Here is a 16,760-nt window from a genome sequence, read left to right on the forward strand (position 1 = left end):
AAATGGGTATGGCACAGCAAACCATCGGTTTTATCGGCGCCGGAAATATGGCCACCAGCCTGGTGGGCGGCATGATCGCCAAGGGCATTCGCCCGGCGCGGATCTGGATGAGCGATATCAGCAGCGAACGGCTGGACGAGCTCAACCGCCAGCATCGCGTTCACGTCAGTACGCGCAACAGCGAGCTGGCGGAACGCTGCGATGTGCTGGTACTGGCCGTGAAGCCACAGGTCATGGCAGACATCTGTGCCGAGCTGCGCCAGCAACTGGGCGCGCGGCGCCCGCTGATCATCTCCATTGCCGCCGGTGTCACCGTAAGCCAGCTGCGCAAATGGCTGGGCGATCTGCCGCTGGTGCGCACCATGCCCAACACCCCGGCGCTGGTACAGGCCGGTGCCACCGGGCTGTTTGCCGGCCCCGGCGTAACCGATGAGCACAAGGCGCTGACCAACCAGATCATGGGCAGTGTCGGGCTGAGCTTCTGGTTCGAACAGGAGCAGGAACTGGACGCGGTCACCGCCGTCTCCGGTTCCGGGCCGGCCTATTTCTTCCTGCTGATGGAATCCATGATCCAGGCTGGCGAGCAGATGGGCCTGGCCCCGGACACCGCGCGACAACTGGTGTTGCAGACCGCCTGGGGGGCGGCACAGCTGGCAATCACCAGCGAACAGCCCCCGGCCAGCCTGCGACGACAGGTCACGTCGCCCGGCGGCACCACCGCAGCAGCGCTGGCGGTATTTGAGGAGGCCGGGTTCGGCGAGCTGGTCGGCAAGGCATTGCAGGCAGCACGGGATCGCGCGGAAGCGCTCGGCGCCGCGTAACGTCGCGCCGACTTGCAAAATGCGCCCGCGCCCCGATACTACACAACTACTCGAACGCACATCCCACGATGCCGGGCGCGCCCGCACCGCTATCGTCCGCCCGCTTCCGGCGCGGTCTGCCATAACAGGAGTTGCCGATGAACCCCCAGGGTGCGATGACCTTTCTGATCGATGTTGTCATCAATCTGTTTATCTTCCTGCTGCTGACGCGCTTCATCCTGCAGCTGGTCCGGGCTGACTTCTACAATCCGCTGTCACAGTTTGTCGTCAAGGCCACCAACCCGGTACTGACCCCGCTGCGCAAAATCGTCCCGGGCACCAGCCTGGTGGATGTGGCGTCGCTGGTGGCGGTGGTGATACTGATTATTCTGAAGGTGGTGATGCTGGTGAGCCTGAATGGCCAGGGCGTGCCGCCGGTGCCCGCCATGGTGATCTTTGCGCTGCGCTCGCTGGCATCGCTGATGATCAACTACCTGTTCTTTGCCGTGCTGATCCGGGTCATTCTCAGCTGGGTGGCACCCGATCCGTACAACCCCTTCACCGCGATCATGACGCAGATTACCGAACCGGTCATGGCACCGGTGCGGCGCGTCATGCCCGCCATGGGCGGGCTGGACCTGAGCCCGCTGGTGGTGCTGCTGGGGCTGCAATTCCTGATGGTGCTGTTCGCTATCTGAACAGCCGGTTACTCAGCAAGCGTCAGCGTACGGACCTGGTAGTAGGCCTCTTCGGCGATGGCGTGGTACGGCACAGCCCGTTTTTCGAAGGCGCGGTAAGAAGCATGAACCGCTTCGGCCTCGGCATTACCAGCGACCAGTTCCGCCAGCACCGCGTCGCTGGCCTGCTTTAACGCCACGATGACGTCGTCGGGCAAGCGACGCAGCTGCACCCTGTGCTGTTTTATCAGCTCTTCCAGCGCCGCCGCATTGCGCTCGGTGTATTCGTCATACACTTCCTGATTCACTGCGAGCGCCGCTGTTTCGATAATCGTCTGCAGCCTTGGTGGCAGCGCCCGCCACTTGTCCAGATTGATCAGCAACTCCAGCAGCGGGCCCGGCTCCTGCCAACCCGGGTAATAGTAGTAGCGCGCGATGCGCTGAAAGCCGAAGGTGATGTCGTTGTAGGGCCCGACCCACTCCGCCGCATCAATGGCGCCGGTCTGCATTGCGGTGTACACCTCTGCCCCGGGCAACTGCACCGGATTGGCGCCGACCCGACGCATCACCTCGCCGCCCAGCCCCGGAATGCGGATGCGCAAACCGCGCAGGTCCGCCAGTGTGTTGATTTCCTTGTTATACCAGCCGGCCATCTGCGTGCCGGTGCAACCGGCCCGGAACGGCTTCAGATTGAAGCCTTCATAGAGGCTGTCCCACAATTCCTGGCCGCCGCCCCGGCTGATCCAGGCATTCATCTCCTGGGCATTGAGCCCGAAGGGTACGGCCGTGAAGAAGGGGGTCGCCGGATGCTTGCCGCGCCAGTAGTAGGACGCGCCATGCCCCATTTCCGCATTGCCCTGGGACACGGCATCGAAGGTCTCGAACGCCGGGACCAGCTCCCCGGCACCGTAGACCCGGATGCGCATCTGCCCGCCGGACATCTTTTCGACCAGTTCGGCAAACCGCTCGGGGCCGGTGCCCACGCCGGGGTAGTTCTTCGGCCAGCTGGTCACCATGCGCCAGCGGTAGGTCTGCTCGCCCTCCGCCACGCCGGGCACGCAGTCTTCCTGTGGGCCACATCCGGCCAGCGTCGCCGCCGAGCCCAGGCCCAGCGCCGCAACAAATTTCCGTCGATCCATTTGTTATTCTCCTCGGACCACTAGATAACCTCGAGCCGGGCATACTGGCTGACCAGCCATTTGCTGCCCACATCATCAAAATTGATCTGCAACCGCGCATTCGGGCCCTGCCCCTCGAAATGCAGGATCGTGCCTTCACCAAACTTGGGGTGCAGTACGCGCATGCCCAGCTGATAGCCCTGCACCACCTCGTCCTGGGTACCCCGAGTCACCGGTGCCACAGGCCGCGACATACCACCACGCAGGCGGACTTCTTCCAGCAGCTGCGGCGGGATTTCCCGCAGGAAGCGTGACGGCGCGTTCAATTGCTCGCTGCCGTACAGGCGGCGACTTTCCGCATAGGTCAGATAGAGTTGACGCATGGCGCGGGTGATGCCGACGTAGCAAAGCCGGCGCTCTTCCGCCAGCCGTCCGGGCTCGTCCGCGGACATCTGATGCGGGAACAGGCCCTCTTCCATACCGGACATGAACACCACCGGGAACTCCAACCCCTTGGCGGAATGCAGCGTCATCATCTGCACGGCTTCATCGTGCTCACCGGCCTGGCGCTCGCCGGATTCCAGCGCGGCATGATCCAGAAAGGCGGTCAGTGCGTCCGCGCCGCCTTCCTGGCCTTCGTCGTCCTCGTGGCCAGCACCTTCATCATCAAACTGACGGGTGGCGGTAATCAGCTCGCGCAGGTTCTCCACGCGCTGCTGACCCTTCTCGCCTTTTTCGTTGGCGTGGAATTCCAGCAGGGTCGAGGCGGCCAGCACATGCTCGGTGCGCTCGCCCAGGGCCAGCGTTTCCGTATCCCGGGCCAGGCGGTTGATCAGGTCGATGAAGCTGCCGAGCGCGGAGGCCGCACGCCCCGGCAACAGCCCCTCGCTGATCATCGCCACGGCAGCCTGCCACAGGCTGGTACCGCGCATCCGCGCCTGCTCACGCAGGGATTCCACCGTCTTGGCGCCGATGCCCCGGGTTGGCGTATTCACCACCCGCTCGAACGCCGGGTCGGCATCGCGATTCACCAGCAAGCGCAGGTAACCCAGTGCATTCTTGATTTCAGCGCGCTCGAAGAAGCGCTGGCCGCCGTAGATCCGGTAGGGAATGCCCGCTTGCAGAAACGCCTCTTCCAGTACCCGGGACTGGGCATTGGAGCGATACAGCACGGCCATCTCGTTCCGGCCAAGGCCTTCTTCCTGCAGCTTCTGGATGCGAGCGGCGATAAAGCGCGCCTCGTCCACCTCATTGAAGCCCGCGTACAGGCGGATCGGCTCGCCCTCGCTGATTTCCGTCCACAGCTCCTTGCCCAGGCGATCGCTGTTCTGCGCGATGACCGCATTGGCCGCCTGCAGAATGGTGCCGGTGGAGCGGTAGTTCTGTTCCAGGCGGATGATGCGCAGACCGTCATAGTCGCGGTTCAGCCGCTGGATATTCTCGATCTTGGCACCGCGCCAGCCGTAGATGGCCTGGTCGTCATCGCCCACGATGGTGATGCCGCTGCCCCCGGCGGACAGCAGCCGCAGCCAGGCGTACTGAATGGCGTTGGTATCCTGGAACTCATCCACCAGGATGTGCCGGAAGCGGCGCTGGTAGTGGCCGCGCAGCTCGTCGTTGTCGCGAATCAGCTCCAGCGCCCGCAGCAGCAGCTCATTGAAGTCCACCAGCCCGCCCCGGGCGCAGGCGGCCTCATAGGCGGCGTAGATGCGCTGCATGGTCTGCAGGAACAGGTCATGGCCGGGCTCCATATGAGCGGCGCGCAGGCCTTCGTCTTTCTGGCTGTTGATGAACCACTGGGCCTGTCGCGATGGCCAGCGCTGCTCGTCCAGCTCCAGCTCCCGCAGCACGCGCTTGATGATGCGCTGCTGGTCGTCGGAATCCAGAATCTCGAAGTTCTGTGGCAGGCCCGCTTCCTGCCAGTGCGCCCGCAGCAGCCGGTGGGCAATCCCGTGAAAGGTACCCACCCACATGCCGGAGGTAGGGATGCCCAGCAGTGCCTCGATACGGTGACGCATCTCGGCGGCGGCCTTGTTGGTAAAAGTCACCGCCAGGATGCCGTAGGGCGACAGCTGTTCGGTGGCTACCAGCCAGGCAATACGGTGCACCAGCACCCGGGTTTTCCCGGAGCCGGCCCCCGCCAGTACCAGCATATGGGGGTCATCCGCTGCCACCGCATCGCGTTGGGCGGCATTCAGGCCATCGATCAGAGAGGTCACATCATCCATGGCGGGGGATTCTACCTGAATCCGTGTCCGGCGGGGCCTGATCCGGGCCGAAAAAGCCGCCTGTGTACCGCAAAGCGGTGATTGCCCTGCGGAAATGTGTAAAGCCTGTTTTACTGTTGCCCGGCCCCGGCTACACTGAAACTCAAAAACACAGCTCGTTTTCCGACAAGCAGGGCGGGAGAGGAATTTTGCCAGCACCGCAAGCATCAGAAATCCCGGAAATACCTGCTACCGCGCTGTCCGGCACCTCCTTGTCTGATGCCCAGACCCGCGTGCTGGCGCGCGGCTTGCCCGTACTGAATCTGGTGGAGGCCCTGGCAGCGCTGGTGCTGCTCGTGGGTTACCGGGCCAGCAGCGTGCCGTCCTGGCAACTGTTGACCTGGACCGCCATGGTGCTGGGCATCGTCTTCCTGCGTGTGGTCGCAGGCCAGCTGTTACGCCAGTTCGACGGCGACGCCGCGTCCCTGCGCAGCTGGCGGCTCGGCCTCACCGCCTGCATCCTGGCCAACGGCGCACTGTTCGGGATTGCGGTGGTCTGGTTCAACCCCGTCGCAGAGCTCCTCCAGCCAGAGCATGTCACGCTACAGGCCCTGATTCTGACCCTGATCCTGGGCCTGACGGTCGTAGCGCTGACAATCTGCAGCGTGCACTTCATCGCCGGCATGCTCTACCCCGTGGTCTCCCTGGTCCCGCTGGCCGTGCATATGGCGCTGGCCTCGCCGGACTATTACCCCTTCACCGGGGGGCTGCTGATCTTCATGGTGTTCGGCATGCTGGCGGCGCGTCGTATTCACAGCAGCAGCCGGGACACCCTCGCGTTGCAGGCGCGCAATGAATCCCTGATCGCCTACCTCAACCGCACCCGCGCCAATGCCGAGGCACTGAACGAAAAGCTCTCCCAGGAAATCTGTGAGCGCAAGGAAGCCCGCCAGCGCCTGCAGGACTCCCGTGATCGCCTCGAGAGCACGGTGCGCGACCGCACCCGGGCACTGGAACAGATCAATACTGAACTGGCGGCTACCGGCCAACGGCTGCAACTGGCGCTGGATGCCAGCAACATCTGCCTGTGGGACTGGAATCTGGTCAGCGGCGAAACCTTCCACTCGAATTTCGAGCGGTTGCTGGGCTACCAGCCCGAGGCGCTGGGTAATTTCATGGAGGATTTGCAGCGTCTGGTGCACACCAGTGACTTTCCGCGTATCCGCACCGCCATGGTGGATCATTTCAAAGGTCGCAGCAGCCAGTATCAGGTGATCTATCGCCTGCAACATGCCGACGGCCAATGGCACTGGATTCAGGATGAGGGGCGTGTGGTGGCCTGGAACCAGCAGGGCCGGGCCACGCGCATGATCGGCACCCGTCGCGACATTACCGAGGACAAGGAAGCCCGTGAGCAGTTACGGCTGGCGGCCACCGTCTTCGAGAACGCCTCGGAGGCAATTTTCATTTTCGACCCCGAGTTCCGCTTTCTGACCGTCAACGACTGCTTTACGCGCATCACCGGCTATCACGAGCGGGAGGTCATCGGGCATGCCGTCGGCGGGGTTGGCAACCTGCCCGGTAATCGCCCCGTGTATCAGACCATTGTTCAGGCATTGAAAAGTGAGGGGTTCTGGGAAGGCGAGCTGCTGGAACGCCGCAAGACCGGCGAAGAGTATCCGGAGTGGCTGCAGATCAGCGCGGTCTATGATGAGAACGGCAGCCTGACCCACTATGTCGGCATGTTTTCCGACCTCACGGCACGCAAGGAAGCAGAAGAACGCGTACAGTTCCTGTCCAACTTTGATCGCCTCACCGGTTTCGCCAACCGCAATCAGTTCCGCGAACGCCTGCAGAAAACGCTGACCCTGGCGCGTCTCAATCGGGAACGCACCGCTCTGGTTTTCCTCGACCTGGATCGCTTCCGGCCGATCAATGATTCCCTGGGCCATGAGGTCGGTGACCGCCTGCTGAAGCTGGCCGCCGAGCGGCTGCGTGGCTGCGGTTTCGCCGAGGAGAATCTGGCCCGCGTGGGCGGTGACGAATTCACCCTGATGGTGGAGAACTACACCAACCGCGCCGAGCTCGAGCAGGTCTGTCAGCGACTGATCGGCGCCATGCGCCGTCCCTTCCATTTTGATCAGCATGAGCTGTTGCTGGGCGCCAGCCTGGGCGTCAGCGTATTCCCGGACACCGCCAAGGATGTGCAGACGCTGATCAATCAGGCCGACCTGGCCATGCACCAGGCCAAGCGTGCTGGCGGCAACACCTTCCAGTTCTATTCCAGTGACATGCGCGTGGCTTCCGTGGAACAGCTGGCGCTGGAGACCAGCCTGCGCAAGGCGATCTTCAAGAATGAGTTCGTGGTGCACTACCAACCGAAGATGGACCTGGCCACGGACCGCATCACTTCGGTGGAGGCGCTGGTGCGCTGGCAGCACCCGACCATGGGCCTGCTGCCCCCCAAGGACTTCATTCCGCTGGCGGAAGAAACCGGGCTGATCAGCGCGATCGGCGAGCTGGTACTGGAACGTTCCTGCCGCCAGGCAGTGCAATGGCACCGGCAGGGTTTTGCTGATGTCTGCATTTCCGTGAACCTGTCCGCCCACCAGTTCCGCAAGGGCAACGTTCTGGAAATCGTCGACCGGGTACTGCAGACCACGGAGCTGCCCGCACACCTGCTGGAACTGGAGCTGACGGAAAGCCTGATCATGGAAGATCTGGACAAGAATATTGCGCTGCTGCAGTCACTGCGCAAACGCGGCGTGGAGCTGTCGCTGGATGACTTTGGCACGGGTTACTCGTCCCTGAGCTACCTCAAGCGCTTCCCCATTGATACGCTGAAGATCGACCGCTCTTTCATCACCGAGCTGGACCAGAGCCCGGACGATGCCGCCATCACCCGCGCCATCATCGACATGGCCCACAGCCTGAACCTGCGCGTGGTCGCCGAGGGCGTGGAAACCGATTCCCACCTGCGCATCCTGCGCAGCATGGGTTGCGACAGCATCCAGGGTTACCTGATCAGCAAGCCGGTCCCTGAAGCCGAGCTGTTGCAACTGCTTCGGGCACAGCAGCAGGCGCGCGCCTGATTCAGCCCAACCCGAGCATGGCCGTGGCAATCCCGAAATAGATCATGACACCGCTGACGTCCGCGATGGTCGTGATCAGGGGCGTGCTCGCCGTGGCGGGGTCAAAGTTGAGCTTGTTGAGAATGAACGGCAAACCCATGCCAATCAGGCTACCCACCAGCACGACGATGATCATCGTCAGGGCGACAACGATCGCGATATCAATACCGGCCCGGAAGAAACCCACAAACAGCACCGCCGCCGCCATGGTCAGGCCCAGCGCCGAGGCCACCATGATGTCCTTCACAAACAGCCTGGCCCAGTCGCTGCCGGTCACATCGCCGGTGGCAATACCGCGCACCATCAGGGTCGCTGACTGCGCACCGGCGTTACCGGCGCTGGCGACCAGCAATGGCATGAAGAACAGCAATGCAATATGCGCGGCAATCGTGTCCTCGAAATAGGCGATGCCGGCACCCGTAAAGATATTGGCGAACACCAGAATCACCAGCCAGTGCACCCGTGAGCGATACAGTGCATAAGGGGAAGCCTCCCGCAAACTGGTGTCCAGCTTGCCGACCGTCGCCCCCTTGTGCATGTCTTCCGTGGCTTCCGCCTCGGCGACATCCATCGCGTCATCGTAGGTCACGATGCCCACCAGCTTGTCGCTGCCGTTGAGGATCGGCAGCGCGAGCAAGTCATAGCGGGAGATCTGCTTGGCAATCTCTTCCTGCGCAGTATCGGTGGTCGCCGTGACCACCTCGCGAGCCATCAGGTCATCCACGCGCAGATTCGGCGTGGCGACGATCAGCTGCCGCAGCGACAGGGCGCCCAACAGGCGGTGGTCCTGATCCACCACAAAAGCCTGGTAAATGGTTTCCTTGTCCGGGGCGGTACGGCGCAGGCTTTCCAGTGCCTGGCCCACACTCATGCCGGACTGCACCACCGCATAATCGGAGGTCATGATGGCCCCGGCGGTGCCCTCTTCGTAGCTGGCGAGACGGCGCAAATCTTCCCGCTCTTCCCGCGCCAGGCGCTTGAACAGCAGATAGCGGATGTTGTCATCCAGCACGTTGAAAAGGTCGGCCCGCTCATCGGCGGACATGGCGGTCACCAGCTCGGCGAGGTCGCCGGGCGACAGGCGCTCGGCGATGGCCTGCTGAAGCGCCATGGGCAAATAACCGAAGGTCTCGGCACGCTGCTCAAGCGCCATGGTCTGCAGGACCATGATGCCTTTTTCAGGTTCATTGCTCTCACCGATCACATCGGCAAGGTCAGCGGAATTCAGTTCGGCCACCAGGCCAGGGATCGCGGCACGATCATCCTCGGCGATGGCGGCCTGCAGGGCAGCGGCCAGAGTCTCGTAGGTCATTCGCTCGCCTCTCCTTACGCGTCAGACGCATCATATCGCATGACGCGCCGGCGAGCCTCAGGGGCGGAGCTGAGGCCGGGGGGGCGTGCCAGCGAGGGTGTCGCGGACAGCGTTCTCGTGGGTGCCGTTCGCGTCGGCACTGGTACTGGAAGGTTCCATATATATCGTAGTTGTCTTACCAGCTTATGGCGGCGCAACAATATCGGAAATCATGACCTACGGTCAATGAATCGCCCCGCCTGTGAGGCGGGGCGCCGGGCTGCATGGAAGGCGCTCTCAGTCTGTCAGGACATCGGGCTCACGCATACGCAGGAAGCTGGCGAAGCGCGGAATGCCGTTGGGCGTCATACCGCTGTACTTGTAGGTCACGATACTGCCCACCGGCGGTGGGTCAGCGCGCTCCGCATCGGTAAAGCCCGTGCCCAGACGGAAGTATTGACCGGCCTCTGTTCTGACCAGCATGGCACCCATGACATCACTGTTGCGGCCTTCTCCCGGCAGGTGCATCACCACTTCGGCCTCGGCATCCTGCCAGGGCTTGAGCTTGAGCAGATGGGGCGAGCGACCGACCAGATGCCGGGCGCTGCCCCGATGCAGCATCAACCCCTCACCACCGCCAGCCACCACATCATCCAGGTGCCGTATCAACGCGGCCTGGCTGCTGACACGAAACTGCGGCACCGTGGCAATGTAGGCCGACGGCGGGGGCTGCAGCAACGCACGCAGTCGCAGCACCCGCTCATCGAACGGCGTCGCCATGTCCGGCGCATCAAACACCATAAAGCGCACGTCTGCCCAGGCTGACTCATCCGGCGTCTGGCGCCGCACGGTGCCCGAGAGGCGGTCAAAGGTGCCCCGCCCCATCCACAATTCCCCATCCAGAGGCCTGTCAGGAAAATCCCGGATGAACCAGTCCGGGGCAGCAAACACATTACCCTGGCGGGATATCAACCGGGTGCCATTCCAATAGGCGCGCACGCCATCGAGTTTTTCGCTGATCCAGAATTGTGCGAGATCCGTACTGTCGTCGTAGACAGTGTCGTCATAGACACTGGCCAATTGCACCGGCGGCGGCGCGGCGTGCGCAATGGAAGCCAGACCCACGCCGGACAGTGCCAGCACCAGAACAAGCAGTAGATACACCATTGTCATTCCTCCCTGAAAGTGACAGGAGGAATATAGACGGCTCAGACCATCGCCACCTCGCCCGACACCGGAACTGCTGCACAATTCCGTGTCGGGTCAGGGATCTCTTACGGCGATCATAGTGGATGGCTGACGTGCGCTGATGTGCGCTGATGTGCGAAGGCTATTCCACCGTCACCGACTTGGCCAGATTGCGGGGCTGATCCACATCGGTGCCACGCATCACGGCCACATGGTAGCTGAGCAGTTGCAGCGGGATGGTGTAGATGATCGGCGCCAGATATTCAGGCACCTTGGGCATGGTCAGTACGGTGAAGCCGTCTGCGTCACTGAGTTCTGCGTGGTGATCGGCAAACAGGTACAGCTCACCGCCACGCGCACGCACTTCCTGAAGATTGGATTTCAGTTTTTCCAGCAGTTCGTCATTCGGCGCCACGGCGACGACCGGCATGTCCTTGTCCACCAGCGCCAACGGACCGTGCTTGAGTTCACCGGCCGGGTAGGCTTCCGCATGAATATAGGAAATTTCTTTCAGTTTGAGCGCACCTTCCATGGCCACCGGATACTGGGTGCCACGCCCCAGGAACAGGGTGTGATGTTTTTCCACGAAATCTTTGCTCAGCTCATGGATGGCGCCATCAAGGCGCAAGGCCTGCTCCGTCAGTGACGGCAGTTGTCGCATGTCCGTCAGGATGTCGGCAAGGAGCTCATCGCGGACGCCATGGGCGCGTGCCGTGGCCAACACCAGCAACAACAAGGCCGCCAGCTGCGTAGTAAAGGCCTTGGTCGACGCCACGCCGATTTCCGGGCCGGCGCGCGTCAGCAATGCCATTTCGGATTCGCGCACCAGCGATGAGCTGTCCACATTGCAGACCGCCAGGCGGCCGATATAGTGCGCGCTGGTCGCGCCACGCAGGGCGGCCAGCGTGTCAGCGGTTTCACCGCTCTGGGAGATAGTCACCAGCAGGGTATTTTCCGGCACAACGTGCTGGCGATAACGGAATTCGCTGGCCACTTCCACCTGGCAAGAGACACCGGCCAGATCTTCCAGCCAGTACCGCGCCACCATGCCCGCGTGGTAGCTGGTACCACAGGCAATGATTTGCACATTACGCACTCGTTGCAGCAGTTCGGTGCGCTCACCCAGCAAGTGGGCCAGGCTTTCAGGGCCGTTAATGCGCCCTTCAAGTGTGCGCTGCAGCGCAGCAGGTTGTTCAAAAATTTCCTTCAGCATGAAGTGGCGATATTCGCCTTTCTCCACGTCTTCGTGGGTGCCATCAAACTCATGCACCTTGCGCTCAACGGCAACGCCCTTCGCATCAATAATCTGTACACCGTCGCGGCGTACTTCCGCCACATCGCCTTCCTGCAAGAAAATGAAGCGCGTGGTCACCGGCAGCAAGGCAAGCTGATCCGACGCAATATAGTTCTCACCGATACCCAGCCCCACGACCAGCGGGCTGCCGGAACGGACGGCGATCAAACGGTCGGGTTCGTCGGCACTGACAACGCCCAGCGCATAAGCGCCGTGGAGTTTCGGCACAACTTCCGAGACGGCCTGCAGCAAATCCCTGCCTGCGGCGAGCGCCTGATGCAGCAGATGCACAATCACTTCGGTGTCCGTTTCGGACGTGAAGCGGTAGCCGTCGGCAATGAGCTGCTCGCGCAGGCTCTGGTAGTTTTCGATAATGCCGTTGTGGACCACGGCCAGATCATCCCCGGACATATGCGGGTGGGCATTGGTTTCGGTGGGTTTGCCGTGGGTGGCCCAGCGGGTGTGAGCAATGCCCAGCGTGCCCTGCGTGGCCGCCTCGTCTGCTGCCATTTCCAGGCCCGCGACTTTGCCCGCACGCCGCACGCGGTGCAGCAGACCTTCTGCGACCACTGCCAGACCGGCGGAATCATATCCGCGATACTCCAGACGTTTGAGCCCGGTGATCAGGATGCCGGTCACATTACGCTCACCGATGGCGCCTACGATTCCGCACATAGTTACTGCTCTCCTTGCTGAGATGTATCACCGCGCTGTGCTGCAGCCGCTGCATCCTGAGATGCCTTGTTTTGAGACACATTGTCTTGAGACACCTTGCCCGGCCGTTGCCAGCCGCTGAGATTGCGCTGCTTCGATCGCGCCACCGCCAGTTCATTGTCGGGGACATCTTTGGTCACGACGCTGCCCGCGCCGACTGTTGCGCCGGGGCCGACGGACACCGGGGCGACCAGTGAACTGTTGGAGCCAATGAAGGCGCCGTCGCCGATATGTGTCTCGAACTTGTTCACGCCATCGTAGTTGCAGGTGATGGTGCCTGCGCCAACGTTGACGCCCTGGCCCAGGGTCGTGTCACCCAGATAGGTCAGATGATTAACCTTGCTGCCCGCGCCGATCAGTGTCTTTTTTGTCTCGACAAAGTTACCCACCCGGGCACCCGCAGCCAGCTCCGTGCCCGGCCGCAGACGCGCGAACGGGCCGACGTGGCAGTCATTACCCACCACGGCGCCATCGACGACAGAGTTCGCCTCGATATGAGAGCCCTCGCCAATACGGGCATTGCGGATCAGGCAGTTCGGGCCAATGGTGACGCGGGCTGCGATATCCACATCGCCCACCAGTACCGTGTTGATATCCAGTACGACATCCTGGCCACAGCGCACATTGCCGCGAATATCCAGGCGTGCCGGATCCAGCACGGTAACGCCGGCGCGCATCAGCGCCTCTGCCTGTACTTGCTGGTAAACACGCTCAAGGCGCGCTAATTGGACGCGGTCGTTCACGCCGTCCACTTCCCACGGAAATGACGGCTGCACGGCCTCGATACTCAGCCCGTCCGCCACCGCCATGGCAATGACGTCGGTGAGGTAATACTCGCCCTGGGCATTGTTGCTGGAAAGCCTTGGCAGCGCCTGGTCCAGAAATGCCCGAGGGCAGGCCAGAATGCCGGTGTTGATTTCGCGAATCGCCTTCTGGGTGTCGTCGGCGTCCTTGTATTCCACAATCGCCTGCACGGCGCCATCCGCATTGCGCACAATGCGGCCGTAAGCACCGGGGTCGGCCATCTCCAGCGTCATCAACGCCAGCCGGTCCGGCTGTACGCGGGCGACAAATTCGCGCAACGTCTCGGCGCGAATCAGCGGCACATCGCCATACAGAATCAGCACCACGTCTTCAGCAATATGCGGCATGGCCTGGGCCACGGCGTGGCCGGTACCCAATTGCTCGGCCTGCTCGGCCCAGATCACATCCGTGGCCGTCACCTCGCGGCGCACGCGGTCGCCACCGTGGCCATACACCACACAGATGCTGCCCGGCGACAGCGCGCGCGCGGTGTCGATGACATGCCCGAGCATCGGCTTGCCCGCCAGTGGGTGCGCCACTTTGGGCAGGTCGGAACGCATGCGCGTGCCCTTGCCCGCTGCGAGAATCACGATTGCCAGTTCCATTGCACTTCCTTCTGCTTGCAGAGCCTGTTCTTGCCAAGCCCGATGTTACCCCATGGCCGGCGAGGGAGCACGGCACAGGCACCAGCAGGCATGCGGCTGAACAAAAAAGGGGCGGCTTCTCAGCCACCCCTTTTCTGACAACGACTTGCCGGCAATTACTTGCTGGAGCCGCCGAATTTCTTTTTCATCTGCTGAATGGCCCGCAGCTGCGCGACAGATTCGGCCAGCTGCGCGGAGGCAGCGGAGTAATCCATCTCGGAGCTCTTGCCTTCCAGCGCTTCTTTGGCACGCTGTTTGGCTTCTTCTGCTGCGGCTTCGTCCATATCATGGGCGCGCTCGGCACTGTCAGCAAGAATGGTCACGACCTTGGGCTGCACTTCGAGGAAGCCGCCGTTGACGTAAAACACTTCTTCCTCACCACCTTCCTTGATGATGCGTACCGGGCCCGGCTTGAGCGCGGTCAGCAGCGGCGCGTGGCCGGGCAGAATGCCCAGGTCACCTTCGCTGCCGGCGGCCACAACCATTTCCACCAGACCGGCAAACAGCTGACGTTCAGCGCTGACGATGTCGCAATGCACTTTTGCTGGCATGTGCTTCTCTCCCGCTCGGGCGAATTACTTGGCCTGACGCTTGTTGTAGGCCTCGACCACTTCGTCGATGGAACCCTTCATGTAGAAGTCCTGTTCCGGGATGTGATCGTATTCACCGGTCAGAATGCCCTGGAACCCGCGGATGGTGTCTTTCAGGGACACGTACTTGCCCGGGGAGCCGGTGAAGACTTCCGCCACGAAGAACGGCTGGGACAGGTAACGCTCGATCTTACGTGCACGCATTACCGTGGTCTTGTCTTCTTCGGAGAGCTCGTCCATACCCAGAATGGCGATGATGTCCTTCAGCTCTTTATAGCGCTGCAGTACAGTCTGTACGCCACGGGCGGCTTCGTAATGCTCTTCGCCAATCACCAGCGGATCCAGCTGACGGGAGGTGGAATCCAGCGGGTCAATCGCCGGGTAGATACCCTTGGCGGCGATGTCACGGCTCAGTACCACGGTGGCGTCAAGGTGGGCAAAGGTGGTTGCCGGAGACGGGTCAGTCAAGTCATCCGCCGGGACGTATACGGCCTGTACGGAGGTGATGGAACCGGTCTTGGTGGAGGTGATCCGTTCCTGCAGCACGCCCATCTCTTCCGCCAGTGTCGGCTGGTAACCTACCGCAGACGGCATCCGGCCCAGCAGGGCCGATACTTCGGTACCCGCCAGGGTGTAACGGTAGATGTTATCGACGAACAGCAGTACGTCGCGGCCTTCGTCACGGAATTTTTCAGCCATGGTCAGGCCGGTCAGCGCGACGCGCAGACGGTTTCCGGGAGGCTCATTCATCTGGCCGTATACCAGCGATACCTTGTCCAGTACGTTGGAATCCTTCATCTCGTGGTAGAAGTCGTTACCCTCACGAGTACGCTCACCCACGCCGGCGAATACCGAGTAGCCGGAGTGCTCGATCGCGATGTTCCGGATCAGCTCCATCATGTTTACGGTTTTGCCTACACCCGCACCACCGAACAGACCGACCTTGCCGCCTTTGGCGAACGGACAGATCAGATCGATTACCTTGATGCCGGTTTCCAGCAGTTCGTTGCCGGAAGCCTGATCCGCGTAAGAGGGCGCCTTGCGGTGAATCGGCATGCGCTCCTGCTCGCCAATCGGGCCAGCTTCGTCAATCGGGCGACCCAGAACGTCCATGATGCGGCCGAGGGTTTCTTTCCCCACCGGCACCTGGATCGGCGCGTGAGTGTTTTCCACATCCAGGCCACGCTTGAGGCCTTCGGTGGAACCCATCGCGATAGTCCGGACAACGCCGTCGCCGAGCTGCTGTTGTACTTCCAGAACGGTGTCGGCACCACTCACCGTCAGCGCGTCATACACGTTGGGGATCTGATCGCGCGCAAATTCCACGTCGATTACAGCGCCGATAATCTGAACAATACGACCGCTACTCATGCTTGCATCCTCTCAGCTTGCTTGTCCGCCCCGGTCAGACCGCGGCAGCACCACTAACAATTTCGGAGATTTCCTGTGTAATCGCAGCCTGACGGGCCTTGTTATACAGAAGCTCCAGATCACGAATCAGATCACCCGCGTTATCGGTCGCCGCCTTCATGGCAACCATCCGCGCAGCCTGTTCGCAGGCGTTGTTTTCCACGACCGCCTGGTACACCTGAGTCTCGATAAACCGCAACAACAGGCCTTCGATCAGCTCTCTCGGTGCTGGCTCGTAGATGTAGTCCCAGCGGTGCTCGCTGCCCTCATCACGAAACTCAGCCACCTCACCGGCGGGCAGCGGCAGAACCTGCTGCACGAACGGCTGCTGTGTCATGGTGTTGACGAACTCGTTGTACACCAGGTAAATCCGATCAATGTCGCCATTTTCAAAGCTGTCGATCATCGCCTTGATGGTGCCGATCAGATCTGACAGATGTGGCGCGTCACCCAAGCCGTTAACGGAGGCGACAACGTCGCCGCCGAAGCTGCGGAAGAAGCTCATCGCCTTGTTGCCGATGGCGCAGTACTGCACTGCAACACCTTTGTCAGACCAGTCGCGGGCTTCACGCAGCATCTGCTTGAACAGATTCACGTTGAGACCACCGCACAGACCGCGGTCTGACGAGACAACGATGTAGGCGACTTTCTTTACCTCACGATCCACGAGGAAAGAATGCTGGTATTCCACATCGGCGTTGGCCAGATGCGCGATCACATTGCGGATACGGCTGGCGTACGGCTTGGTCGCCGACATCCGCTCCTGTGCTCTACGCATCTTGCTGGCGGCCACCATCTCCATCGCACGGGTGATTTTCCGCGTGCTCTGGACGCTGGCGATTTTGGTACGTACCTCTTTCGCGCCGGCCATAGGACTATCCTTTTAAGCAAC

12 protein-coding genes are annotated in these 16,760 nt (G+C 61.8%); 3 read left to right on the plus strand and 9 right to left on the minus strand.

Annotated features, from left to right (window positions below; translation table 11 throughout):
- The first annotated feature begins 8 nt into the window (after positions 1-8).
- Together proC and K8B33_RS07390 are read left to right on the plus strand one after the other, a co-directional pair.
- A complete protein-coding gene (proC, locus tag K8B33_RS07385; RefSeq protein ID WP_223425130.1) occupies positions 9-821 on the plus strand; it encodes a pyrroline-5-carboxylate reductase in 813 nt (270 codons plus the stop codon).
- Positions 822-958: 137 nt separating this feature from the next.
- Positions 959-1,498, plus strand: a complete 540-nt coding sequence (locus tag K8B33_RS07390) for a YggT family protein (protein ID WP_223425132.1) — start codon at positions 959-961, stop codon at positions 1,496-1,498.
- A gap of 8 nt (positions 1,499-1,506) precedes the next feature.
- On the opposite strand, the gene K8B33_RS07395 is transcribed toward K8B33_RS07390, so the two are convergent.
- A complete protein-coding gene (locus K8B33_RS07395) occupies positions 1,507-2,616 on the minus strand; it encodes a TRAP transporter substrate-binding protein (RefSeq protein ID WP_223425134.1) in 1,110 nt (369 codons plus the stop codon).
- Positions 2,617-2,636: 20 nt separating this feature from the next.
- Complete coding sequence (gene uvrD, locus K8B33_RS07400) at positions 2,637-4,823, minus strand: DNA helicase II (protein ID WP_223425136.1); 2,187 nt, start codon at positions 4,821-4,823, stop codon at positions 2,637-2,639.
- 188 nt (positions 4,824-5,011) lie between these two features.
- On the opposite strand from uvrD, the gene K8B33_RS07405 reads away from it, so the two are divergent.
- A complete protein-coding gene (locus K8B33_RS07405) occupies positions 5,012-7,894 on the plus strand; it encodes a putative bifunctional diguanylate cyclase/phosphodiesterase (protein WP_223425139.1) in 2,883 nt (960 codons plus the stop codon).
- A gap of 1 nt (position 7,895) precedes the next feature.
- Here the strand turns inward: K8B33_RS07405 and mgtE are convergent, their stop codons facing one another.
- From mgtE to atpG, 7 genes are all read right to left on the minus strand, one after another.
- Positions 7,896-9,245 (minus strand): magnesium transporter, encoded by a 1,350-nt coding sequence (mgtE, locus tag K8B33_RS07410; RefSeq protein ID WP_223425142.1) that lies wholly within the window; start codon positions 9,243-9,245, stop codon positions 7,896-7,898.
- A 276-nt stretch (positions 9,246-9,521) separates the two neighbouring features.
- The gene (locus K8B33_RS07415) at positions 9,522-10,391 is read right to left on the minus strand and encodes a DNA ligase (RefSeq protein WP_223425144.1); all 870 of its coding nucleotides are present in this window, start codon (positions 10,389-10,391) and stop codon (positions 9,522-9,524) included.
- Between the two features lie 163 nt (positions 10,392-10,554).
- Positions 10,555-12,381, minus strand: coding sequence for a glutamine--fructose-6-phosphate transaminase (isomerizing) (gene glmS / locus K8B33_RS07420; protein ID WP_223425147.1), 1,827 nt, complete (start codon positions 12,379-12,381; stop codon positions 10,555-10,557).
- 2 nt (positions 12,382-12,383) lie between these two features.
- Positions 12,384-13,829 carry a bifunctional UDP-N-acetylglucosamine diphosphorylase/glucosamine-1-phosphate N-acetyltransferase GlmU gene (glmU, locus tag K8B33_RS07425; RefSeq protein WP_223425150.1) on the minus strand — a complete coding sequence of 482 codons (1,446 nt, stop codon included), beginning with the start codon at positions 13,827-13,829 and terminating at the stop codon, positions 12,384-12,386.
- Positions 13,830-13,984: 155 nt separating this feature from the next.
- Positions 13,985-14,419, minus strand: coding sequence for a F0F1 ATP synthase subunit epsilon (locus K8B33_RS07430; RefSeq protein WP_223425152.1), 435 nt, complete (start codon positions 14,417-14,419; stop codon positions 13,985-13,987).
- A 24-nt stretch (positions 14,420-14,443) separates the two neighbouring features.
- Positions 14,444-15,829 (minus strand): F0F1 ATP synthase subunit beta, encoded by a 1,386-nt coding sequence (atpD, locus tag K8B33_RS07435; RefSeq protein WP_223425154.1) that lies wholly within the window; start codon positions 15,827-15,829, stop codon positions 14,444-14,446.
- A 34-nt stretch (positions 15,830-15,863) separates the two neighbouring features.
- Positions 15,864-16,739: a F0F1 ATP synthase subunit gamma gene (gene atpG / locus K8B33_RS07440; protein WP_223425156.1), complete on the minus strand. Its 876-nt coding sequence runs from the start codon at positions 16,737-16,739 to the stop codon at positions 15,864-15,866.
- Positions 16,740-16,760 lie beyond the last annotated feature (21 nt).

Source organism: Alcanivorax limicola, from assembly GCF_019931215.1.
In the GTDB taxonomy this organism is placed as follows: Bacteria; Pseudomonadota; Gammaproteobacteria; order Pseudomonadales; family Alcanivoracaceae; genus Isoalcanivorax; species Isoalcanivorax limicola.

Excerpts from the sequence above, each read along its gene's own strand:
- proC (WP_223425130.1), top strand. The coding sequence starts at position 9 with ATGGCACAGCAAACCATCGGTTTTATCGGCGCCGGAAATATGGCCACC.
- K8B33_RS07390 (WP_223425132.1), top strand. The coding sequence starts at position 959 with ATGAACCCCCAGGGTGCGATGACCTTTCTGATCGATGTTGTCATCAAT.
- K8B33_RS07395 (WP_223425134.1), bottom strand. The coding sequence starts at position 2,616 with ATGGATCGACGGAAATTTGTTGCGGCGCTGGGCCTGGGCTCGGCGGCG.
- uvrD (WP_223425136.1), bottom strand. The coding sequence starts at position 4,823 with ATGGATGATGTGACCTCTCTGATCGATGGCCTGAATGCCGCCCAACGC.
- mgtE (WP_223425142.1), bottom strand. The coding sequence starts at position 9,245 with ATGACCTACGAGACTCTGGCCGCTGCCCTGCAGGCCGCCATCGCCGAG.
- K8B33_RS07415 (WP_223425144.1), bottom strand. The coding sequence starts at position 10,391 with ATGGTGTATCTACTGCTTGTTCTGGTGCTGGCACTGTCCGGCGTGGGT.
- glmS (WP_223425147.1), bottom strand. The coding sequence starts at position 12,381 with ATGTGCGGAATCGTAGGCGCCATCGGTGAGCGTAATGTGACCGGCATC.
- glmU (WP_223425150.1), bottom strand. The coding sequence starts at position 13,829 with ATGGAACTGGCAATCGTGATTCTCGCAGCGGGCAAGGGCACGCGCATG.
- K8B33_RS07430 (WP_223425152.1), bottom strand. The coding sequence starts at position 14,419 with ATGCCAGCAAAAGTGCATTGCGACATCGTCAGCGCTGAACGTCAGCTG.
- atpD (WP_223425154.1), bottom strand. The coding sequence starts at position 15,829 with ATGAGTAGCGGTCGTATTGTTCAGATTATCGGCGCTGTAATCGACGTG.
- atpG (WP_223425156.1), bottom strand. The coding sequence starts at position 16,739 with ATGGCCGGCGCGAAAGAGGTACGTACCAAAATCGCCAGCGTCCAGAGC.